This is a genomic window from Actinomadura sp. NPDC023710, from assembly GCF_040639875.1.
Classification (GTDB): Bacteria; Actinomycetota; Actinomycetes; order Streptosporangiales; family Streptosporangiaceae; genus Spirillospora; species Spirillospora citrea.
Window position 1 is genome coordinate 1 of sequence record NZ_JBFAGB010000013.1, and the last position, 18,525, is coordinate 18,525.

Below are 18,525 nucleotides of genomic sequence, written 5' to 3' on the forward strand. Positions count from 1 at the left end.
GGCTGGGCGGAATGCGGGTCGTGGTGCGCTGGGTGGGTGCCGGATCGAACCGGCTGAGGTGCTCTCACAAAACCTTCCGTACTGTCGCTGGGGTGCAGGTGCAGGATGCGCTCAGGGAAAACGACGGGCCCCGGCGCCAAAGGGCGGCGCCGGGGCCATGAGGTACAACACCATCTATCCGGCGCTGTGGCCGGTCCTTGTCCACGCCGACCGCCAGAGGCGGGGGCGCGGGGATCGCGGATGCGTGACCGTAGACCACCGTCCAATCTGTGGGGCTGCGGTACCCGCGCGACGTGACTGGAGCCGCTGGCGGGCGATCCCGATGGTGCCGAGACCCTCCTTCCGTGTCTTCCCTGCCTGCACTACTTGTGTTGTTGACACTTGCGTTCGTACTGCCGGCGGCCCGTTGGCCGCCTCCTGCGTGGCCGGCTGCCGGAGTCCCTTCCACTGCTGTGACCCCGGCACGCCCGGCCCGCGTCATCCATCTGTACGGGCAGTTCGTCCTCTGCCGCGTCTGCTGGACTTGTTCCTCGTCGATGACAGGAACAGTACCCCAACCCGCCGCGAAAATCTATCTCGACTGGCAGAGATTTTCGGAGGTCAGCTGATGCGATTGTCTGCCGGGCGGACGTGCGCCAGGGGACCGCGTGCAGCGGCGCTGGCGCTGAGACTGACCGAGCCCCGCGTCGGAGCCCGCCGCCCTGTGCTTCTCACCTGCACGGACGTAATTTTTCGGCAGGCACAATGATGCGGGGCCGGCTCGGCCCGTCGTGCGCGGCTCCTATGACGGACTGTCGAGGCAGCGCTTCAGGGCCTCGGTGATCCGGTCGACGTCGGTTCGGGTTGTGCGCCAATTGCTGAAGGCGGCTCGAAGTGCGGGGACCCCCGCGTAGGTGGTCGGGGTGAGGAAGGCCTCCTTCGCCAGTTCAGCGGCGAGATCGGCGAGTCGCTCGGCGGTGGGGTCCGCGGCCAGGGTGAAGCAGACGACGTTCAGGCGAACCGGTGCCAGCAGGCGCAGTCCGGGGATCGTCTTGATCGCCTGGCCCAGGGCGCGTGCGCAGGTGATGTTCTGCTGGACGATCTGGCGGTGCCCGTCCCGTCCGTAGGCGCGCAGTGTGAACCAGGCGGCGAGGGCACGCAGGCGCCGAGAATTCTCCGGCGTGAGGTGGACGTGGTCGGGCGTGTCGCCGAGCGGACCGAGATAGGCGGCGGCGTTCTGAAACACCCGCACCTGGAGATCCGGGCGGCGGGTGAACTGCACGGCGCTGTCGTAGGGGACGTTCAGCCATTTGTGAAGGTCGATGCAGATGGAGTCGGCGGCGTCGAGTCCGGCGACCAGGGCCGCGTGGTCCGGCGACAGCGCCGCGAAGCCTCCGAAGGCGGCGTCGACGTGCAGCCAGAAGTCGTGGCGCTCCCGCAACGCGGTGATGGCGCGGAGATCGTCGAAGTCCACGGTGTTGACCGTGCCCGCGTTGGCGACCACGACGCAGGGGCCGTCCACCTGCGTCAATGCCTGCTCCAAGGCTACGAGGTCGACCGCCTCTCGGCCCTGGACGACCGGCACGGGGACCAGCGCGCTGCGGCCCAGGCCGAGCATGGACAGGCCCTTGGCGATGCTCGAATGCGGGCTGCCCGACAGGACGGTGACTCGCCCCAATGCCGCGGCGCCCTCTTCTGCCACGCTGACGCCCGCGCGATCGCCGAGCCACTCGCGGGCGATGGCCAGGCCCACCGTGTTGGACATGGTCGCACCGCTGACGAACGTCCCCTGATGTGCGGCGCCGAGGCCGAACAGGTCGCGCAGCCAGTCGACCGTCCGGCGTTCGAGTTCGGGTGCCGCGCCATCGAGCGCCGAGGCGGGGTTCTGGTCGGCGGCCGCGGTCAACCAGTCGCCCGCCAACGCGGCCGGCGTGACGCCACCGGTGACGAAGCCCAGGTAGCGGGGACCCGGGCTCGCCGAGAACAGCGGGGCCCACGTGCGGGTGAACTCCGCAAGCGCCCCTGCCAGCCCGGCTCCCTCCTCGGGGAGCGGTTCCGGGGCGGGCAAGCGCAGCGGCGGGACGACCGGCTGCTCGTCAAGACGACCGAGTATCTCGGTCGCCTGCAGGCGAGTCGCCTCCAGCAGTGCCGGCAGTTCTGCGAGATCGGCGGCGAGGCGTGGATGCATGGGAGGGCTCCGATTTCCGTGGTTCCAGGTGGACGGTATCCAGAGCAGGACGCAGAAGACTGGTCCAATACCGGCAAACTGGACTAGTGCACATCACGGACAAGCAGTTGGCCGCCGCGCTGGGCGCATGGCGCAGACCGGATGCCGGCCTGGCGCGAGCGCTGGCCGACGCGATCGGCGACGCGACTCTGGACGGACGGTTGCGGGTCGGCTCCCGGCTGCCCGCCGAACGGCGTGCCGCCGCGGCACTCGGCGTCAGCCGCGGCACGGTGATCGCGGCGCTGGGCATCCTGCGTGACGAGGGATGGGTCGACACCCGCCGCGGCAGCGCGAGCACGTTGCGGCTTCCGCCGGAGGCCACGGCCCGCATCGCGCCGTCCTCGGCCCTTGGCGAGGACGGCGCCATCGACCTCCGCAGGGCGGTTCCGGCGGCACCGCACGCGCTCTATCAGCGGGCCGTGCTGAGAGCGGCCGAGCGTTCCGGACCGGTCCTGGCCGAAAGCGGGGAGACCGGTCCGGGGCTACCTGAGCTGCGATCACTGATCGCGGACCGCTACACGCGGGAGCGGCTCGCCACGCGTCCCGAACAGATACTGATCACCTCGGGTACGCGCTCGGCTCTGGCGCTGCTGTCGACGCATCTGCGTCCCCGGGCCGTGGCCGTGGAGATCCCCACCTATTTCGATCTGCTGGCCGGCTTCCGGACCATCGGCACGCGCCTGGTCGGCTGCCGGGTGACCGCGGACGGCTGGGACCTTGACCAGCTCGACGACGCATTGCGGACCGCCACAGGCGGGATGGCCTACCTCGTCCCCGATTTCCAGAACCCGACCGGCGCGCTCATGCCGAAAGCCGCCCGGCGGACCGTGGCCCGGCTGGCCGAACGGCATCGCGTGACCGTGGTGGTCGACGAGACCATGCGCGACCTCGACCTGCGCGACACCCCCGCACCGGTTCAGCGGATACCCGGCTCCATCCTCATCGGGTCGGCGGCCAAAACGATCTGGGCCGGCCTGCGGGTCGGCTGGATCCGCGGGCCCGCCGCGCTCGTCGGCGTGCTGGCTCACCATCCCCTGTGCGAACCGCTGTCGGCGGCGCCGACCCAGCAACTGGTCGCCATCGAACTCCTGCGCGACCTGGAACCGCTGCTGCGCGACCGGCGGGCCGTCCTGCGACGGCAGCGCGACCACCTGAGCGGGCTGCTGGCCGGAGACGACCGCTGGCGGTTCACGGTTCCTCCCGGAGGGCTCGCGCTCTGGTTGCGCCTGACCACCATGCGGGCCGATCTCGTCACGACGCGCGCCCGCGCCCACGGACTCGAACTCTCCCCGGGGCCGTCATTCGCGGCCGACGCGACCCACTCCCACCACCTGCGCCTGCCCTACACCCCACCGATGAGCACGCTGGACCGCATCGCCACCGTTCTGGATCTCGCATGCCCCACTACTGGACGAACGTCCGCACGGCCGGCACGGCGATGAGCGTTCATGCCGGTAGGTGTGTTCAGGGGGTGGCCGGTTTGCGGGCGGTGAGCAGGCGGGTCGGGACCCACGGACTGCCCCACCACGCGCGCCAGCCGAGGCCGCGCACGCGGATGTCCTGGGCGTTCAGCCCGGCCAGCACCGCAGCGTACTCGCGGGGGTCCGCGCCAGGTCGGCGATCAGCAGGCGGCCGCCCGGCCGCAGCACCCGGTACGCCTCGCCGACCGCTTGGGCGCGGGCGTCCGCGCCGAAGATGGTGTGCACCGTCAGGCTGGACACGACCAGGTCGAAGCTTGCCTCCGCGTACGGGAGTCTGCGCAGGTCACCCCCTTGCACGTGGACGCGGTCGGCGACGCCTTCGGCGCGGGCGTTGCGCAGGGTCGCCGCCGGGGTGTTGCCGGACTGGTCCCGTCCGCGCCACAGGTCCACGCCGACCGCCCGGCCCTGTGGGAGGTGCCGGGCGGCGGCCAACAGGACGGCGCCGCGTCCGCAGCCGAGGTCGAGCAGCCGTTCGTCGCCACGCAGGTCCAGTTCGTCCAGCACGTCCCGCCAGACCAGGAACTTGCCGCGCAGCGTGGCGTGCAGGCTCAGGGCCAGGCATCCCGCCAGCAGGGTGCCGGAGACCAGCGCGGGCAGCGCGGCAGCCAGATCGGCGGTGACCGCCATCACCAGCCCGGTCACCCAGAACCCCAGCACGACCAAGCCCACGAAGCCGAACCCGTAGGGCGCATCCATCCCATACCGCGCGCCAGACATCCCGCCACTTTGCCACGAACCGGCCACTCCGGGGGCTGACTACGACGCACTGGTCCACCGCCGACCAGCTCGCCGCCGAGTACCCGAAAACGTGGTGACACCGACCCGGTCTTCGCGGTCTTCTGCCGCGATTCGGCGGACCGCTGTGGCCATTGCGCACACCACGGCGCCCGGATGCTGCTCAGTGCTCGTTGCCCGCGCGCAGCCAGGCGATGTAGTCGGCGACCGCGCGTTCGGTGTCGTATTCGGGCTTGTAGCCGGTGTCGTCTTGGAGCCGGGTGATGTCGAGGTAGTTCTGGCGGGCGTCCCCTCCGGTGGGCAGCTCGACCCGGGCGTCCGGCACCACCTGCTTGATCGCGGCGATGATCTCGGCGTTGGTGGTCGCGCGTCCGGACGCGACGTTGTAGGTGCGGTGGTCGAGCCGGTCCGCGAGCTGGAGGAGCGCGATCGCCCGGGCGGTGTCCTTCACGTAGCACAGGTCGATCGAATCTTCCGCGTGCGCGGGCCCGGCGAGCGTGGACAGATCCGGCTCGGTTCCGCGGACGGCGGCATGGACGAGCTCGGGAGCCGCGAAGAACAACGCGCCATGGGGGTCTCGCGGACCCCAGGTGCCGGAGATGCGGTAGTTGACGACATCGATGGCGGCGGCGTCGGCCAGGTGAGCGTTGAGCAGCTCACCGATTTTCTTGAAGGTTGGGATCAGGTGGGCTGAGGTCATCGACAACGGCATGTCCTCACTGAGCGGGCCCTCGCCGGCCCCGAGCGGCCCCTCGGCGGCGACACCGCCGTAGACACCGATCGTGCTCGCGACGCCCACCCGGTCCACACCCCAGTCCTGGGCCGCCTGCAGGACGTTGAAAAGACCGTCCAGGGCCTTTCGCGCCGCCTCAACGGGCTGCTCGGAATCAGGCGGCCAGGGCATCGAGCCCGCGAGGTGCACGATGCCGGTGATGTCGTGACGCTCGCCGACGTCGAGCAATGCGCTCAGGTCGGTGATGTCGGCCTGTTCCGCAAGCGACCGCCCGCCTGCGAGATCCGCCGGAAGCTCGCCCGTCCGGCGCTGGACCAGCACGCAGCTCTCGCCGAGGTCGAGCAGCGCCCGCACGGTGTGTGAGCCGATGAATCCCATACCTCCGGTGACCAGGATCATTGTCCTCACCGCTTCCTGTCGTCTTGCTGATTATCAGTGTTACTGACGATCAGGTTATCGATAGAATCTCTCCGTGTCTAGCAGTGATGGGCCGGGCCCCGAGCTGAGCAGGAACCTCGTCTACCTGCTCAAGCATGCGCATCTTCGGATGGCCGAGCTGACCGCGAACGCGGTGAAGCCGTTCGGCATCGACGGGCGCGAACTGGGCGTCCTGCTCACCCTCGCGGGCCGTGAACCGGCGTCCCAGCAACAGGCGGCGCACCGGCTCGGCATCGACCGCACCACGATGGTCGCGATGCTGGACGCCCTGGAGGGCAAGGGCCTGGTGTCACGTCACCCGCACGCGGAAGACCGCCGCCGCAACGTAGTCGAACTGACCGACGCCGGCCGCGCCACCCTTCGCCTGGCCATCGACGCAAACGACAAAGCCGAGCGCGAGTTCCTGGAACCTCTCACCCCGAAGACCGCCGAGCACCTACGAAACTCCTTGCAGAAGCTCGTACTCCCCTCGGACGACTAGACCTCCCAAAGCCTCTCGATCACACCCAAGGGGGATGTCGCGGACCAGGCCGGTCGAACCGCGAGGGCGGGATCAACGACGAGTTCCCGTTCCTGCTCGGGCACGAGGCCGCCGGGGTCGTGGAGTCGGTGGGCGATGGTGTGACCGAGGTGGCGCCGGGCGACTTCGTGGTCCTGAACTGGCGTGCGGTGTGCGGGCGCGCGTGGGTTCAACGGCGGACCGGGTGCGACCGGCCGGTCGTTCTCCGACTTCCCGACGATCATCGCCTTGGCCCCGCGCGGCGCCGGTGACCACGACGACCTTGCCGGCGACCCGCTTCACGGACGTTCCCGCGTGCGTTTGCGGGCGCGCGGGATCGGCACCGGAGCGACTCCCGGGACGATCGTGTTGGAGACGGTGCCGATCCCTTCGACGGTCAGCGTGACGGTGTCGCCGGGCGTGAGCGGCGGCGGGGTCTGCCCAGCGGCAAGGCCCCATAGTTCGGCGAGGCAGCCGCCGTTGCCGCAGGTCCCCGAGCCGAGGACGTCGCCGGGCCGCAGCCGGGCGCCGCGTGAGGCGTAGGCGACGAGGTCCTCGAACGGCCAGCCCATGTTCGACAGCAGGTCCCGCCCGACGACCTTGCCGTTGACCTCGGCGGTCAGCACGAGCCGCAGGAAGCCGTCCGCGTCGCGGTAGGGCTCCAACTCGTCGGCGGTGACGAGCCAGGGCCCGAGCGTTGTGGCGAAGTCCTTGCCCTTGCACGGGCCGAGGCCGACCCGCATCTCCCGTGACTGCAGGTCGCGCGCCGACCAGTCGTTGAAGATCGTGTAGCCGAAGATGTGGGCGCGGGCCTGCTCGGGGGACAGGTCGGCGCCCGCACGCCCGATGACCGCGGCGACCTCCAGCTCGAAGTCGAGGTCGTGGCACCCGGGCGGCAGCGGCACCTCGTCGTGCGCGCCGACCATGGCGTGCGGGTTGGAGAAGTAGAAGGTCGGCGCGTCGTACCAGGCGTCCGGGACGCCGGACAGACCGTCCACGGCCTTCCGGACGCCTTCGACGTGCTCCTCGAACGCGACGAAGTCCCGCACGGACGGCGGTTCGAGCGGCGGCAGGAGCCGCACGTCCGCGAGCGGGATCGCCGGGCCGGTCTCCGGCACTGAACCGGAGGCGACGACGTCGAGAAGGGCGGTACCGTCCGGGAACGGCAGGATCCGGTCGTCGCCCTCGACGGTGCCGCAGCGGCGGGCGCCCCGGTGCAGGTACGTGGCGAGACGCATGGGGCTCCTTGCGGATCAGACGGGCGGGGCGACGAAGACGCCGCGGTCGGGGTCGTTGAACGACTCCTTGGCGACCAGCTCGTTCATCGGGTTCGCGGTGCCCCACTGATCGGTGACGTCGGGGTCGGAGAAGTCGTACAGGTGCGGATGCCAGGCGTCCTCGTCCAGGCTCTCCAGCTCGGTGGTGTACTCGATGGTGTTGCCGTGCGGGTCCAGGAAGTAGGAGAACGTGTTGTCGCCGGCCTTGTGACGTCCCGGTCCCCAGATCATGCGGACACCCGCGCGCAGCAGCCGGCCGGTGCCGAACATGTACTCGTCCAGACCCCGCATCTCGAACGACACGTGGTGCAGCGACGTGTGCGGTCCTTTCGCGATCGCCATGCTGTGGTGCTGCGGGTTGCAGCGCATGAAGTGCATCACCTTGCCCATGTGCGGGGAGGTCAGGGTGTCGCTGAGCGCGAAGTCCAGGTGCGTCTCGTACCAGGCGCGGGTGGCGTCCAGGTCGGGGGCGTTGAGCACGACGTGCGACAGCCGGACGGGGACCGCCTCCCGCTCCTCCAGCCTGCGGTGCTCGCGGACGGCGACGGCCGCCGATACCTCGACGGTTCGGCCGTCGAGGTCGAAGAACCGGACCCCGTAGCCGCCGCCGGGTGTGGCCAGCCTGCCGGGCTCCGCGACGATCGTGACGCCGGCCGTGCCGAGCCGTTCGGTGAGCGCGTCGACGTCGGCTGGGGACGCGGCGCCGAACGACACCAGGTCGAGACGCTTCTCGTCCGCCCTGCGCAGCCGGACGACGTACTGCTCGGGCGAACCCTCCGCCGCCAGGAAGGAGATGCCGGTGTCGCCGGCGACCTCGGTGAGGCCCCAGACACCGGCGTAGAACTCGCGCTGCCGGTCGTAGTCGGGGACGGCGAGGTCCACATGGCGCAGATGGGTGATGAGACGGTCGGGCATCACTGCTCCTTGAGGTCGAAGAGGGTGGCGGCGTTGCCGCCGCGCACGGCGTCCAGTTCGTCGCCGGGCGGCAGGGCGGCGCGCAGCCGGTCGAGCGGGTCGTCCACGCCCATGTCGAAGGGGTGGTCCGAGCCCAGGACGATCTGGGACGCGCCCGCCGCGCTGATCAGCCCGCGTAGCGCGCCCGGGTCGTAGACGAGGGAGTCGAACCAGATCCGCCGCATGTAGCGGCTCGGCGGTTCTGCGCAGGTGCGGGACTCGGAGCGCACCTGCCAGCCGTGGTCGGCGCGGCCGAGGCAGGTCGGCAGGTAGCCACCGCCGTGCGCCGCGACGATCTTCAGGCCGGGGTGCCGGTCCAGGACGCCGGAGAAGATCAGGTGGGAGAGCGCGACGGCGTTCTCGGCCGGCTGCCCGACGATGTTGGACAGGTAGTACCGGTCGAGCCGCTCGTCCAGCGTGCAGCCGAACGGGTGCAGGAACACCACCGCGCCGGACGCGGCGGCCCGCGCCCACAGCGGCTCCAGTTCCGGGTCCGAGAGCTCGCGGCCGGGTGCGTGGGAGGAGATCTCGACGCCCTTCAGCCCGAGCGACAGCGCGTGGTCGAGAGCCTCGACGGCGAGGTCCGGATGCTGGAGTGGGACGAGCCCGAGCCCGTGCAGCCGGCCCGGGGCCTTGGCGCAGTGCTCGGCGGTGGCCTCGCCGGCCATCCGGTAGACGGTCCGTGCCAGGTCGGGTGCAGCCCAGTAGTGGTAGTGCGAGGGCGACGGGCTGACGATCTGTACGTCCACCCCGGCGGCGTCCATGTCCGCAAGGCGTGCCTCGACCCGCGTCAGCCGCTCGATCCGCTCACCGATCATCTTGCCGCTGGCCTGCACCGACGCCGGGCCGTTGCGGCGGGCGTCCAGCTCTCGGTGCTCGGCGTTGCCGGGTGCGCCGACGACGGTCTCCTCGATCTGTGGCAGCAGCACGTGCGCGTGCACGTCGACGGTGGGGGTGCTCACGGCCGCTCCGTCACGATCGCGCTGATACGGCCCATCAGGCCGCGGACATCGGCGTCGGGGGACGGGTTCAGCTGCCATGCGCCGAGCTGCACCGACGCCTCGACGACCGCCTTCGCGCGCTCGTACCGCCGGTCCATGAACGCGTCGAACAGCGATTGGTCCAGCCGGTCGGCGCCCAGGAGCAGTTCGGCGAGGACGGCGGCGTCCTCAAGGCACTGCGCCGCGCCTTGCGCGAGCGTCGGCGGGCATGCGTGCGCGGCATCCCCTATCAGGACGGTCCGGCCTCGGTTCCACGGCCGGTCGACCAGCAGCGACTCGAACCAGGTGTAGTTGATCCGGTCCGGGTCGGTGATGTCGGCGCGGACCTCGTCCCAGGCGCCGCCGTACCCCTCGGCGAGCGCGCGCATGTGCGACGGCTTGTCGGCGTCCGCGACCGACTCGCGGGGCCGCGCCTTCTCCACCAGGTAGGCGTACATCGTGTCGGGGCCGGTCGGGCAGTACCCGGCGATGAAGCACGGCCCACCGTAGATCAGGTCGGTGCGCTCGACGTCCCTGGGACGGCGCGTATGGATCCGCCAGATGCCCATCCCCGTCGGCACCGGCGACGCGTCGATCCCGATCAGCCTCCGCACCGCGGATCGGATGCCGTCCGCGCCCACGACCAGGTCGTACGTGCTGGTCGATCCGTCGGACAGGTGCGCGGTGACCCGGTCGCCGGAGTCGTCGAGCTCGGTGACGGTCAGTCCGAACCGAGCGGTCGCGCCCGCGTCCCGCACCGCCTCCGCGAGCACCGCGGCCAGCTCGGGCCGGTTCATGCCGAGTGTCGCCGGCAGGTCCGGGCCACCGGTTCGCGTATCGGGGATCTCCGCGATCAGCGTCCCGTCTGACGCTCGCAGCCCCAGCACGTCGAATGCGTACCCGGACGCGCTGACCCGCTCCCACACGCCGAGGTCGCGCAGGACCCGCAGCGCGTTGCCCTGCAGCGTGATCCCCGAGCCGAGCGCGGTGGCGTCCGGCATGATCTCCGCGATGTCCACCGCGACGCCGCCCCGCGCCAGGAGGATCGCCAGCGCCGACCCGGCCGTGCCGCCCCCGACGATCAGGACGTTGCCTACAGCTGCCATGCCGACCTCACTTCACCGCGATGGGATTGACGGGGGCGCCGACCGCGCCGGTGACCGGGATCGGCCCGGCCGTCAGCCAGAACTCATGAACGCCGTCGGCCTCGCAGTGAACGGCGAGGGCGTCCAGGTCCCACAGCTCGCCGATGAGCAGGCCCATGTTGGGGATCGCGACCTGGTGCAGCGGCTGGAACGCGTCGTCGAACTCGTTCGGCCGCACCTCGAACCCCCACGTGTCGGTGGCGATGGCGGCGATCTCGGTGCGGTGCAGCCAGCCGGCCGTGGTGAACGACAGGCCCGGCGCGGGACCGCCCGCGTAGTCTCCCCACCCGTTCCGGCGAGCCCGTGTCAACTGCCCGGTGCGGACGCACACGATGTCGCCGCGTCCGACCGTCACGCCGTGCGCGTCGATGGCCGCTTGGAGATGTTCCTCGGTGATGGCGAAGCCATCGCGCAGCTCGCCGTCCTCACCCGCGACGCGCCCCACATCCAGAAGGACGCCGCGCCCGGCGACCGGCGCCGCCATGTGCTCGATTCCGGTGACCAGGTCGCCCTCGGACGTGACGACCTTCTCCGCCGAACGCCCGTTCCACGCCATACCGTGGTCGAAGATGTGGCCGAGGCCGTCCCACTGCGTGGAGCACTGCAGGGGCATCGCGACGACGTCGTCCGCGCCGCCGATGCCATGCGGGAAGCCCTGGTTGCCGAGCGCCGCGTCCACCCCGGTGTCGAGCATGGTGTGCACCGGGTTGGTACGGCGGCGCCAGCCCTTCTGCGGGCCGTCCATGTCGAAGCGCTGCGATAGCGAGAACGACACGCCGCGCCGAACGAGCGCAGCGCCTTCGCGCCGCTTCGCCTCGTCGATGAAGTTCACCGTGCCAAGGACGTCGTCGTCGCCCCAGCGCCCCCAGTTGGAGTACCTGGCTGCGGCCTCGGCGATGGCACCCTCCGGGTCCGTGCGATCGAGCATCATGCGCCCTCCGCCACGCACTGGTTGCGCTGGACGCCCAGCCCCGTGATCGCGCCCTCCATGACGTCGCCGGGCCGCAGCAGCCGCCCCCAGTGCATGCCGTTGCCGGCCGGGCTGCCGGTCAGTACCAGGTCGCCGGGCAGCAACCGCACGGTCTGCGACGCGTACGCCACCAGCCGCGCCACATCGAAGATCATGTCCTTGGTGGACTCGTCCTGCATGACCTCGCCGTTGAGCTGCAGCGTGATCCGCAGGTCGCCGGGGTCACCCACGAACGCCGAGGGAACGAGGTATGGGCCGAGCGGGGTGAACGTCGGCGGGTTCTTCGCCCGCAGCCAGTCGGTGCCGATCTCCGGCATGTCCCGGCGGAACACCGCTTCGCGAGCCGTCAGATCGTTGGCGATCGTGTAGGCCGCCACGTGCTCCAGCGCCCGGTCCGCAGGCACCCTGTGGGCGGGGCGCCCGATCACCGCGGCCAGCTCCAGCTCCCAGTCCGGCTTGGCGCACCAGTTGGGGATCACCACATCGTCATAGGGACCGGTGATCGAGGACGGCAGGCCGATGAACATGTACGGCAGATCCTCGGCGGCGCGGCGGTCCATCATCGCGGCCGTCTCCGCCCGTACCCGCTCGGCGGGCCGTCCATCCGCCGGCTCGTGCGCCAGCGCCAAGTCGATGACGTGGGTGCGGTAGTTGGCGCCGGACTGGAGGATCTGCCGAGGTTCGACGGGGGCGTGGACGCGTAGCGCGGGCAGGGAGAGCCGCTCGCCGTGTTCATCGTTCAGGGAATCGGCGGCAGCGTGGAGCAGCGGCAGCGCGGTGTCCCAGCGCCCCAGCAGCGCACGGGTCGTCGGCTCCTCGCCCGGCCGGGCCCACAGCTCTGGGACGGTGCGCAGATCCAGGACCCGATCGTCCCTGACGAGACCGGGGAACGCCGGACCGTCTCCGGCGGAGAACATGCCGACCGCGAACGGCCCGGCATGGGGCGGTTGTGTTTCCACGGGGGTTTCCTCTCGGAGTCTGCCCTAACCTTGTGGCAGAGCGCCGAATTTGGGAAATAGATTCGTTAGATGGTTACCATCGATGCAGTGGATGGGGAGTCATGGATCTCGCCAGCCTCGACCTGAATCTCCTGGTCGCGCTGCGGGCGTTGCTGGAGGAACGCAACGTCACACGGGCCGGGCAGCGGATCGGCCTCAGCCAGCCGGCCGCCAGCGCCGCGCTCGCCAGGCTGCGTCGGCACTTCGGCGACGACCTGCTCGTCAGGACGGGAAACGCCTACGACCTGACCCCCCTCGGGACCGCGCTGGTAGTGCCCTGCACGACCGCGTGCGCCCTGCTGGAGCGGCTGTTCACCAGCCGCGCGGAGTTCGACCCCCGCACCGAACGGCGTGAGTTCCGGATCATCGCCTCGGACTACGCGATCGCGGTGTTCGGCGCCGAGCTCGCTCGCGTGCTGCACGCCGAGGCGCCCGCGTCCCGGTTGGTGTTCGAGCAGGTCGGGCAAGAGATCACCGGGGAGACCGACGCCGTACTCAGTGGCGTGGACGGGCTGCTCATGCCGCACGGCATCGTCAGCGGCTTCCCCACCGTCGAGCTGTACCAGGACGAATGGGTCTGCCTGGTCGCCGCCGACCATCCGGACATCGGCGACGCTCTCACCATGGACGACCTGGCTCGACAGCCCTGGGTCGTTTACCAGCGCCCCTACGACGCGCCCGCCGCCCGTCAGCTCAGCATGCTGGGCCTGGAACCCCGCATGGAGGTGTCGGTCCAGAACTTCCAACTCCTGCCGAGCCTCGTCGCAGGAACCCGACGGGTCGCGCTGATTCAGCGCCGCCTGGCCCGGCTCATGAGCCCGGTCGCACAGGTGCGGACTCTGCCGTGCCCGTTCGAGGCCGTGCCCGTCAAGGAGGCGCTGTGGTGGCACCCCGTCCACACCCAGGATGCGGCGCACATCTGGCTTCGTGAGACCGCCGCTCGTGTGGCAGCGACCCTGCCTCCCATCGATCTTCTGGACGACCGTTCTCCGGAAGACACCGATGCGGCCCACCTGACATAGGGGCGTGTTGATCGCTGGATCACACATCTTCCGGGCCCGTCTGGCGCAACCCTGGCCATGCGATGGCCAACGTCCTCACACGTTTGCGTTACGGAAGCCTCCACGTCGACTTTGCCCTCTCGTGCCGGGCTCTTGCCCTGGCACAGGCTCTGCCTCACCGAGCAATGCGTAGCGTGAAACTGTGTCGGATGAGATCGCGCGCTCACACGTCCTTGAGGTCGCCAGCCGCCTGTTCGGGCAACTCGGCTATGACGGGACCTCATTGCAGCTGATCAGTGACGCCCTCGGCGTCGGTTCCGCAGTTGTCGCCGAGGTTGCCGGAGACAAGCGCGCTCTCTACCAGGAGGTCATGCGGCAGGCATTCGAAGCGGAACGGGAAATGCTGGAAGCGGCCGTGTCCCGGTCGGATTCCGCGCGGTCAGCGGTGCACGAGATTGTCGACGCCTATCTCGATTTTCACGTGGCGAACCCGCAGAACCGCGCACTGTGGGCACATCGTTGGGTGGCCGACGCCGCCGACTTCTCCACCATGGAGGATCAGTACGCCCGGCCGCTGATCCAACTCGCCGCCCGCAGGATAAGGGACGCGGTCCCGCCGGACGTCAACACCTACTACCTTCTCGGCACCATGGTCTGGTGCGTGCACGGCTTCCTGGGCTCGGGAATTCTCAACCACGATCAGGGGATGAAGGACGCGGCTCAGCCGGGGGTCGTCGAGTCATTCCGCGCGCACCTTCACGTCCTTATGGACCGGCTGCTCGCCCCGTGGTACCCGGCCCCCGACGACACGGGTCCACCGACCAGGCTGTCCGCCCCTCTTTCGGAGTAGCCGACCGGGTTGGCGCACTCACCGGCTCACCGGGCCGGCGCGGTTCGCAGCGCATCCCTGACTACGGGGCACAGCCATGGACGGCGCACAGGCCGATCAGGTCTGACCGCCCCGGGAAGGCCCGCTGGTACGGCGCAGCTGCTCTGAACCGCGCCGCGAGGGTCTGGCTCTGAACAACCTCGGGAGCGTCCTCAACAGGACCGGGCGGCTGGACGAATCCGGTCGTTCACGAGGACGCCGGGGCGCGATCGATGATCAGCACCGCGTCCGGGGCACGAAGCTCGTCGACCACATAGCCGCGCAGGTCATCACGCACCGCATCGGCGGAGGCCAGCGGCCGCCGCATGGTTTCCGCTTGTCCTCACGAACAGTGCATGATCACGCGGCGGCAGTCCTGGCACCTGCAGGCACGCCGACCAGCCCCTCGTCCCGCGATCGCCACGGATCAACCGACATAGTGATCCCAATCTGCCGGAATAGCGTGATCATCGTGAACCTCACGTTCTCACAGGAGGTTCGATGAGTCTGAAGGCGATCGCGGCGGACGTAGCGTTGATCCAGGGTCTGCTCGAGCTCGGCGCGGCGCTCCCCTACGCCGATGAACTGGAGGAGGCGCTGCGCAACCTGGGCTGGCCCGGTTGGCAGGACCACGAGAATTGTTGGCCGCACGGTGACCACAAGAGATCCCACAGGGTTCCCCTCGATCTGGGCGGCGGTCGCATTCTGCATACGAGCATCCAGGACGACCAGGTCACCGACCTCTGCCTGATATTCGCGGTGTTCTGGCCACCGTTCGGCCGAGAACACCACGAACCCGCCCCGGCCGATGGGACCGCAGACCCCCACGACGACTACTTTGGTCCCGCCTTTGTGCGCCACCCTCGGGCCCGGCGGGCAGCGTTCAACATGACCTTCGAGCGATTCTCACAGCTGATCGGCATGGAGATCGGCACACCCCTGGCCGAGAGGCCCTCGCTCTACGACTGGCGGAGGCTGGCATGGACGCACCACTCCTGCCTCATCAGCCTGATCCAGTGTGACGACAACCTGACCCTGGGCGAATACGACAGCGCCCAGATATCCATCGTCCCCTGGGCACCCGGAGATCCGATCGAACCGATCGAACCGTGATCACCCACGGGGACGCCAGCCCGCGCCCGACAGAGCCACTACCAGCGACGAGGCCACCCCGACCAACAACTGGCGTCTACATGACGATCCCGGGCTGCCGTACTAGACCCGTGGGCAAGCCAGGAGTGTTAATCGTGGGAGATCGCAACAGACTCGATCTTCCTTCAAGTGCACTGTGCTGGCGATTGGGATTGGGATTGGGCTTCGGCGATACGAGAAGACCGCATATCTTTGGCGTGATCGATCGTGTTCCTCAGGTAGGCGTTCACCAGGTCCGCGACAGGTTCGCGTCCGCCATATCCATGTGGATGAGATCTAGGGCGCCCAGGCGGGCGTGGCGGAGATAGAGGCCACTGAGGTCCACTTGGCGGCGTTCTGGGTGGTGAGGGCGGCTTGGACGTCGGAGCCGGGCGCGTAGGGGAGCGGGGGCGCCGGCTCAGGGTTGGCTCACTGACCAGCCGAAATCCGCTGGCCCCAGGCAACTCCCTCCTGGAAGATCAACTCATGGAAGCAGTCGTTCAATGGGTCCGGACCTCGTGGACAAAGCAGTCTCGCGGCGAGCCCCGCGCCACAAGCCGCAACGCCGCACCGACCGCGTTTCCGCTACCGCCCATGCAACCGCCGTTCGTCCACCAGGTCCTCATGAACGAACACGATGACTTCCAGCCTCACGCCTCGGCCCACAAAGGCCTGCCCGACACCAGCTCAGACTCCGGCGTGCTCCTTCGCGAGGACAACGGCCTGCTCCGCGTCCAACTCGCCGTGACGCCCTTTGGCATGCCACGCAGGTGGCGTCGGCCTCCGGCAGTGCGCCTTACACCTGGAGACTGGCTCCGCTGGCAGATCAACTACCGGTTCGCCGGAACACACGGCGGCGAGTGGACCTACCGGCTCGACACCCTGAACATCGCGAATGGCCCAGGACCCACCAACCTCTTCCTGGGCGCCCCCGACCACTACGTCACCGAACTCGCCGCACTGCGCTGACCCCGAGGACCACGACAGCACGATGCAGCGATCTCATCCACGATCTGACCTGCATGAACTCAGACATCACCAGGTCAAACCGTGGATAACGGACTGCGGCCGCCACCTCTGCCACGCCGCGCCCGAGGACGCGGTGATCGGGTCGACGTCCGGCGGCAGGACTACCGTCGGCGAGGGCGTTCACACCCGCGGGCCCGGCGCCGGCGGCATCCTCGGCGGCGCGGCGTCACTGCGGGACAGGACCGTTGACCTCGACCAGTGGTGGTGCGACGAAGCAGATGCAGGGCGAGGTCGTCCCGACAGCCCAGATCGAGGTGCCCACGCGGGTGAGTCCCTCGACGGTCCCCTCGGTCTCCTCGCTGGTCCCGGTGGTCCAGGCGGTGCCGTTCCAGTGCAGGAACAGCGGTCTGCTCGTCACCCCGCCGTCCGTCATGCGGTAACCGCCGACCCAGACCCCGCCTCTGCCGTCCGGAGCGGCGGCGCTCAACCACGACTCGGTCAGCGCGGGCTCCGGGAGGACGCGCCAGCGAGTGCCGTTCCAGTGCATCACCAGCGGCCTGCCCTCATGGCTGCCGACCGCCCACACATTCTTGGCGGACACGGCGGTGACGCTCTGCAGTTCAGTGTTGCCCGACGGGAGGGTCACCGGGCTCCTGGTCCAGGCGCGGCCGTCCCAGTGCAGGACGAGTGCGACATTGTTGCCCGCGTCGCTGAGGTACCACCCGACCGCCCACGCGTTCGTCGCCGAGAGGGAGGCGACGCCTTGAAGGGTGTTGCTGAGACGACCCGGGTTCGGGGAGGTCACCCGCGACCACTTCGTCCCGTCCCAGCGTTCGACCAGGGTGACCGGACCGGGGGTGTTCCGGTCGGAGAAGGAGCCGACCGCCCATGCCAGCGTCTTGGAGACCGCCGCTATGTCGTTGAGCCGGTCGGCCCCGACATGCGCGCCGTCGGGCGGCGCGGCGGGCTGGACCGCCGTCCACACGGCACCGTCCCAGTGCCGGATCACCGGTCCGAGGCCGGTGCTGTCGCCGACGGCCCAGACATCGTTGGACGCCACGGCGCTGACACCGTCGAGGCTGCCCGCGCCCGTCGGCGTGTCGGGAACCGGCACCTCCTTCCAGGACATGCCGTCCCAGTGCTCGGCGACCGTATCGGCGGACTCGTACGGCGGTTGCTTCTCCCCGACCGCCCACGCGTCGCTTCCGCCGAGCACGGCGACGTCCTTGAGGGTGCCCTCCGCGCTGGAGTGCGGCACCTTCCGCCAGTCCGCCTCCGCTCCTAGGACGGGCGGCGCTCCGGCGAGCACCACCCCTGCCACCGCCGCCATGGGAATCGCGAAACGCCTCACGAACCGCACATGAACTCCTCCGCGTTTCCGGCTTTGCAGTGAGGACGCCCCGGCGATCACCTCGGTTGCCGTGATCGACCAACCATCCCGACCGAAACCGGCCTCCGCACCGCGCATGCCGTTTGGTGTCCCGGGGGGGCGAAGCGGGAGAGAGAAGGACGCGGGCTCGGTTGGGGGCAAGAGAGGGTGGGGGTGGAGGGTCCTGCATCCTCCGACCGGAAGCGGTGAGCTATCGCGGGTGCACGGCCACTGTCCAGCCCAGCGCGCGCGGCGGGCTCCTGCGCGCCAGGATCCCTCCTCGAACCAGGTCAGTCCGACCCGACCCCGTCAGCCGCCCCACCGCTCGCGCGAGGCGCCGGGATCGTCGCATCGCCTGCGCGATCAGTGGCCGGGCGCCTTGAATGGCGGGAGCGGCAAGACCACGACGACGGCGGGCCTGACTCCGGCGGTGGTCGGCGACCACGCGGCTCAGAGGTCGACTCCAGCATCCACTCGGGCTGGTAACCAAGCACGGAAGACTTCCTGCGGTTGGTGACCGACCTACCGCGGCCTGCCAGGCGCTGTCGGAAGGAGAACTGGAGCGGCTCGGCCTGAGACGGCTTCTTGGCGAGGTCCCGGGCTCGCAGCGGCTGCCGGCCGCGCTCGCCACGGTCATGCGGGTACACATCGACTTCGACCTCCTGCACACCGCCGTGCGCGCCGGCTTCCGCCGCGAGGCTGAACTCGCCGCTGACCAGTGACGGCCGCGGTGGCCTACCGGGCCCGGCGAACCATCAGTCAACACGTAGC

General features: G+C 69.8%; 16 protein-coding genes and 1 pseudogene. 7 read left to right on the forward strand and 10 right to left on the reverse strand.

From position 1 onward, the window contains the following. Positions 1–781: 781 nt before the first annotated feature. Positions 782–2,167 carry a pyridoxal-dependent decarboxylase gene (locus AB0H37_RS16770; RefSeq protein ID WP_360613505.1) on the reverse strand — a complete coding sequence of 462 codons (1,386 nt, stop codon included), beginning with the start codon at positions 2,165–2,167 and terminating at the stop codon, positions 782–784. 86 nt (positions 2,168–2,253) lie between these two features. Between AB0H37_RS16770 and AB0H37_RS16775 the strand changes: the two genes are divergently transcribed. After that, positions 2,254–3,648, forward strand: coding sequence for a PLP-dependent aminotransferase family protein (locus AB0H37_RS16775; protein WP_360613507.1), 1,395 nt, complete (start codon positions 2,254–2,256; stop codon positions 3,646–3,648). Positions 3,649–3,774: 126 nt separating this feature from the next. Here the strand turns inward: AB0H37_RS16775 and AB0H37_RS16780 are convergent, their stop codons facing one another. After that, on the reverse strand, positions 3,775–4,404 hold the full coding sequence (locus AB0H37_RS16780; RefSeq protein ID WP_360613508.1) for a class I SAM-dependent methyltransferase: 630 nt from the start codon (positions 4,402–4,404) through the stop codon (positions 3,775–3,777). Between the two features lie 181 nt (positions 4,405–4,585). Beyond that, on the reverse strand, positions 4,586–5,554 hold the full coding sequence (locus tag AB0H37_RS16785; protein WP_360613760.1) for an NAD(P)-dependent oxidoreductase: 969 nt from the start codon (positions 5,552–5,554) through the stop codon (positions 4,586–4,588). 73 nt (positions 5,555–5,627) lie between these two features. Between AB0H37_RS16785 and AB0H37_RS16790 the strand changes: the two genes are divergently transcribed. Then, positions 5,628–6,074 carry a MarR family transcriptional regulator gene (locus AB0H37_RS16790; protein WP_360613509.1) on the forward strand — a complete coding sequence of 149 codons (447 nt, stop codon included), beginning with the start codon at positions 5,628–5,630 and terminating at the stop codon, positions 6,072–6,074. A 59-nt stretch (positions 6,075–6,133) separates the two neighbouring features. Continuing rightward, positions 6,134–6,271, forward strand: a pseudogene (locus AB0H37_RS16795) (alcohol dehydrogenase catalytic domain-containing protein); the annotation flags it as partial. 120 nt (positions 6,272–6,391) lie between these two features. Here the strand turns inward: AB0H37_RS16795 and AB0H37_RS16800 are convergent. The 6 genes from AB0H37_RS16800 to AB0H37_RS16825 are packed head-to-tail and all read right to left on the reverse strand — an operon-like array spanning position 6,392 to position 12,377. After that, on the reverse strand, positions 6,392–7,330 hold the full coding sequence (locus AB0H37_RS16800) for a fumarylacetoacetate hydrolase family protein (protein WP_360613511.1): 939 nt from the start codon (positions 7,328–7,330) through the stop codon (positions 6,392–6,394). Between the two features lie 15 nt (positions 7,331–7,345). Further along, positions 7,346–8,284 carry a VOC family protein gene (locus AB0H37_RS16805; protein ID WP_360613513.1) on the reverse strand — a complete coding sequence of 313 codons (939 nt, stop codon included), beginning with the start codon at positions 8,282–8,284 and terminating at the stop codon, positions 7,346–7,348. Continuing rightward, positions 8,284–9,285 (reverse strand): amidohydrolase family protein, encoded by a 1,002-nt coding sequence (locus tag AB0H37_RS16810; RefSeq protein WP_360613515.1) that lies wholly within the window; start codon positions 9,283–9,285, stop codon positions 8,284–8,286. The genes AB0H37_RS16805 and AB0H37_RS16810 overlap by 1 nt, the downstream gene beginning before the upstream one ends. Further along, positions 9,282–10,409, reverse strand: coding sequence for an FAD-dependent oxidoreductase (locus tag AB0H37_RS16815; protein ID WP_329089393.1), 1,128 nt, complete (start codon positions 10,407–10,409; stop codon positions 9,282–9,284). Before AB0H37_RS16815 ends, AB0H37_RS16810 begins: the two co-directional genes overlap by 4 nt. Positions 10,410–10,416: 7 nt before the next feature. Beyond that, positions 10,417–11,379 (reverse strand): cyclase family protein, encoded by a 963-nt coding sequence (locus AB0H37_RS16820; RefSeq protein ID WP_360613517.1) that lies wholly within the window; start codon positions 11,377–11,379, stop codon positions 10,417–10,419. Then, complete coding sequence (locus AB0H37_RS16825; protein WP_360613518.1) at positions 11,376–12,377, reverse strand: fumarylacetoacetate hydrolase family protein; 1,002 nt, start codon at positions 12,375–12,377, stop codon at positions 11,376–11,378. Before AB0H37_RS16825 ends, AB0H37_RS16820 begins: the two co-directional genes overlap by 4 nt. A 101-nt stretch (positions 12,378–12,478) precedes the next feature. Here AB0H37_RS16825 and AB0H37_RS16830 point away from each other — a divergent pair, with 101 nt between their 5' ends. The 4 genes from AB0H37_RS16830 to AB0H37_RS16845 all read left to right on the forward strand — a co-directional run bounded on the left by AB0H37_RS16830 (position 12,479) and on the right by AB0H37_RS16845 (position 16,385). Further along, the gene (locus tag AB0H37_RS16830) at positions 12,479–13,438 is read left to right on the forward strand and encodes a LysR family transcriptional regulator (protein ID WP_360613520.1); all 960 of its coding nucleotides are present in this window, start codon (positions 12,479–12,481) and stop codon (positions 13,436–13,438) included. 181 nt (positions 13,439–13,619) lie between these two features. After that, the gene (locus AB0H37_RS16835; protein WP_329089401.1) at positions 13,620–14,267 is read left to right on the forward strand and encodes a TetR/AcrR family transcriptional regulator; all 648 of its coding nucleotides are present in this window, start codon (positions 13,620–13,622) and stop codon (positions 14,265–14,267) included. A 519-nt stretch (positions 14,268–14,786) separates the two neighbouring features. Next, a complete protein-coding gene (locus AB0H37_RS16840; RefSeq protein WP_360613522.1) occupies positions 14,787–15,398 on the forward strand; it encodes a hypothetical protein in 612 nt (203 codons plus the stop codon). A gap of 807 nt (positions 15,399–16,205) precedes the next feature. Next, entirely contained in the window at positions 16,206–16,385 is a 180-nt protein-coding gene (locus tag AB0H37_RS16845; RefSeq protein WP_329089406.1) for a hypothetical protein, read from the forward strand. 226 nt (positions 16,386–16,611) lie between these two features. Here AB0H37_RS16845 and AB0H37_RS16850 read toward each other — a convergent pair whose 3' ends face one another. Then, positions 16,612–17,736 (reverse strand): hypothetical protein, encoded by a 1,125-nt coding sequence (locus tag AB0H37_RS16850; RefSeq protein ID WP_360613524.1) that lies wholly within the window; start codon positions 17,734–17,736, stop codon positions 16,612–16,614. Between the last annotated feature and the right edge of the window lie 789 nt (positions 17,737–18,525).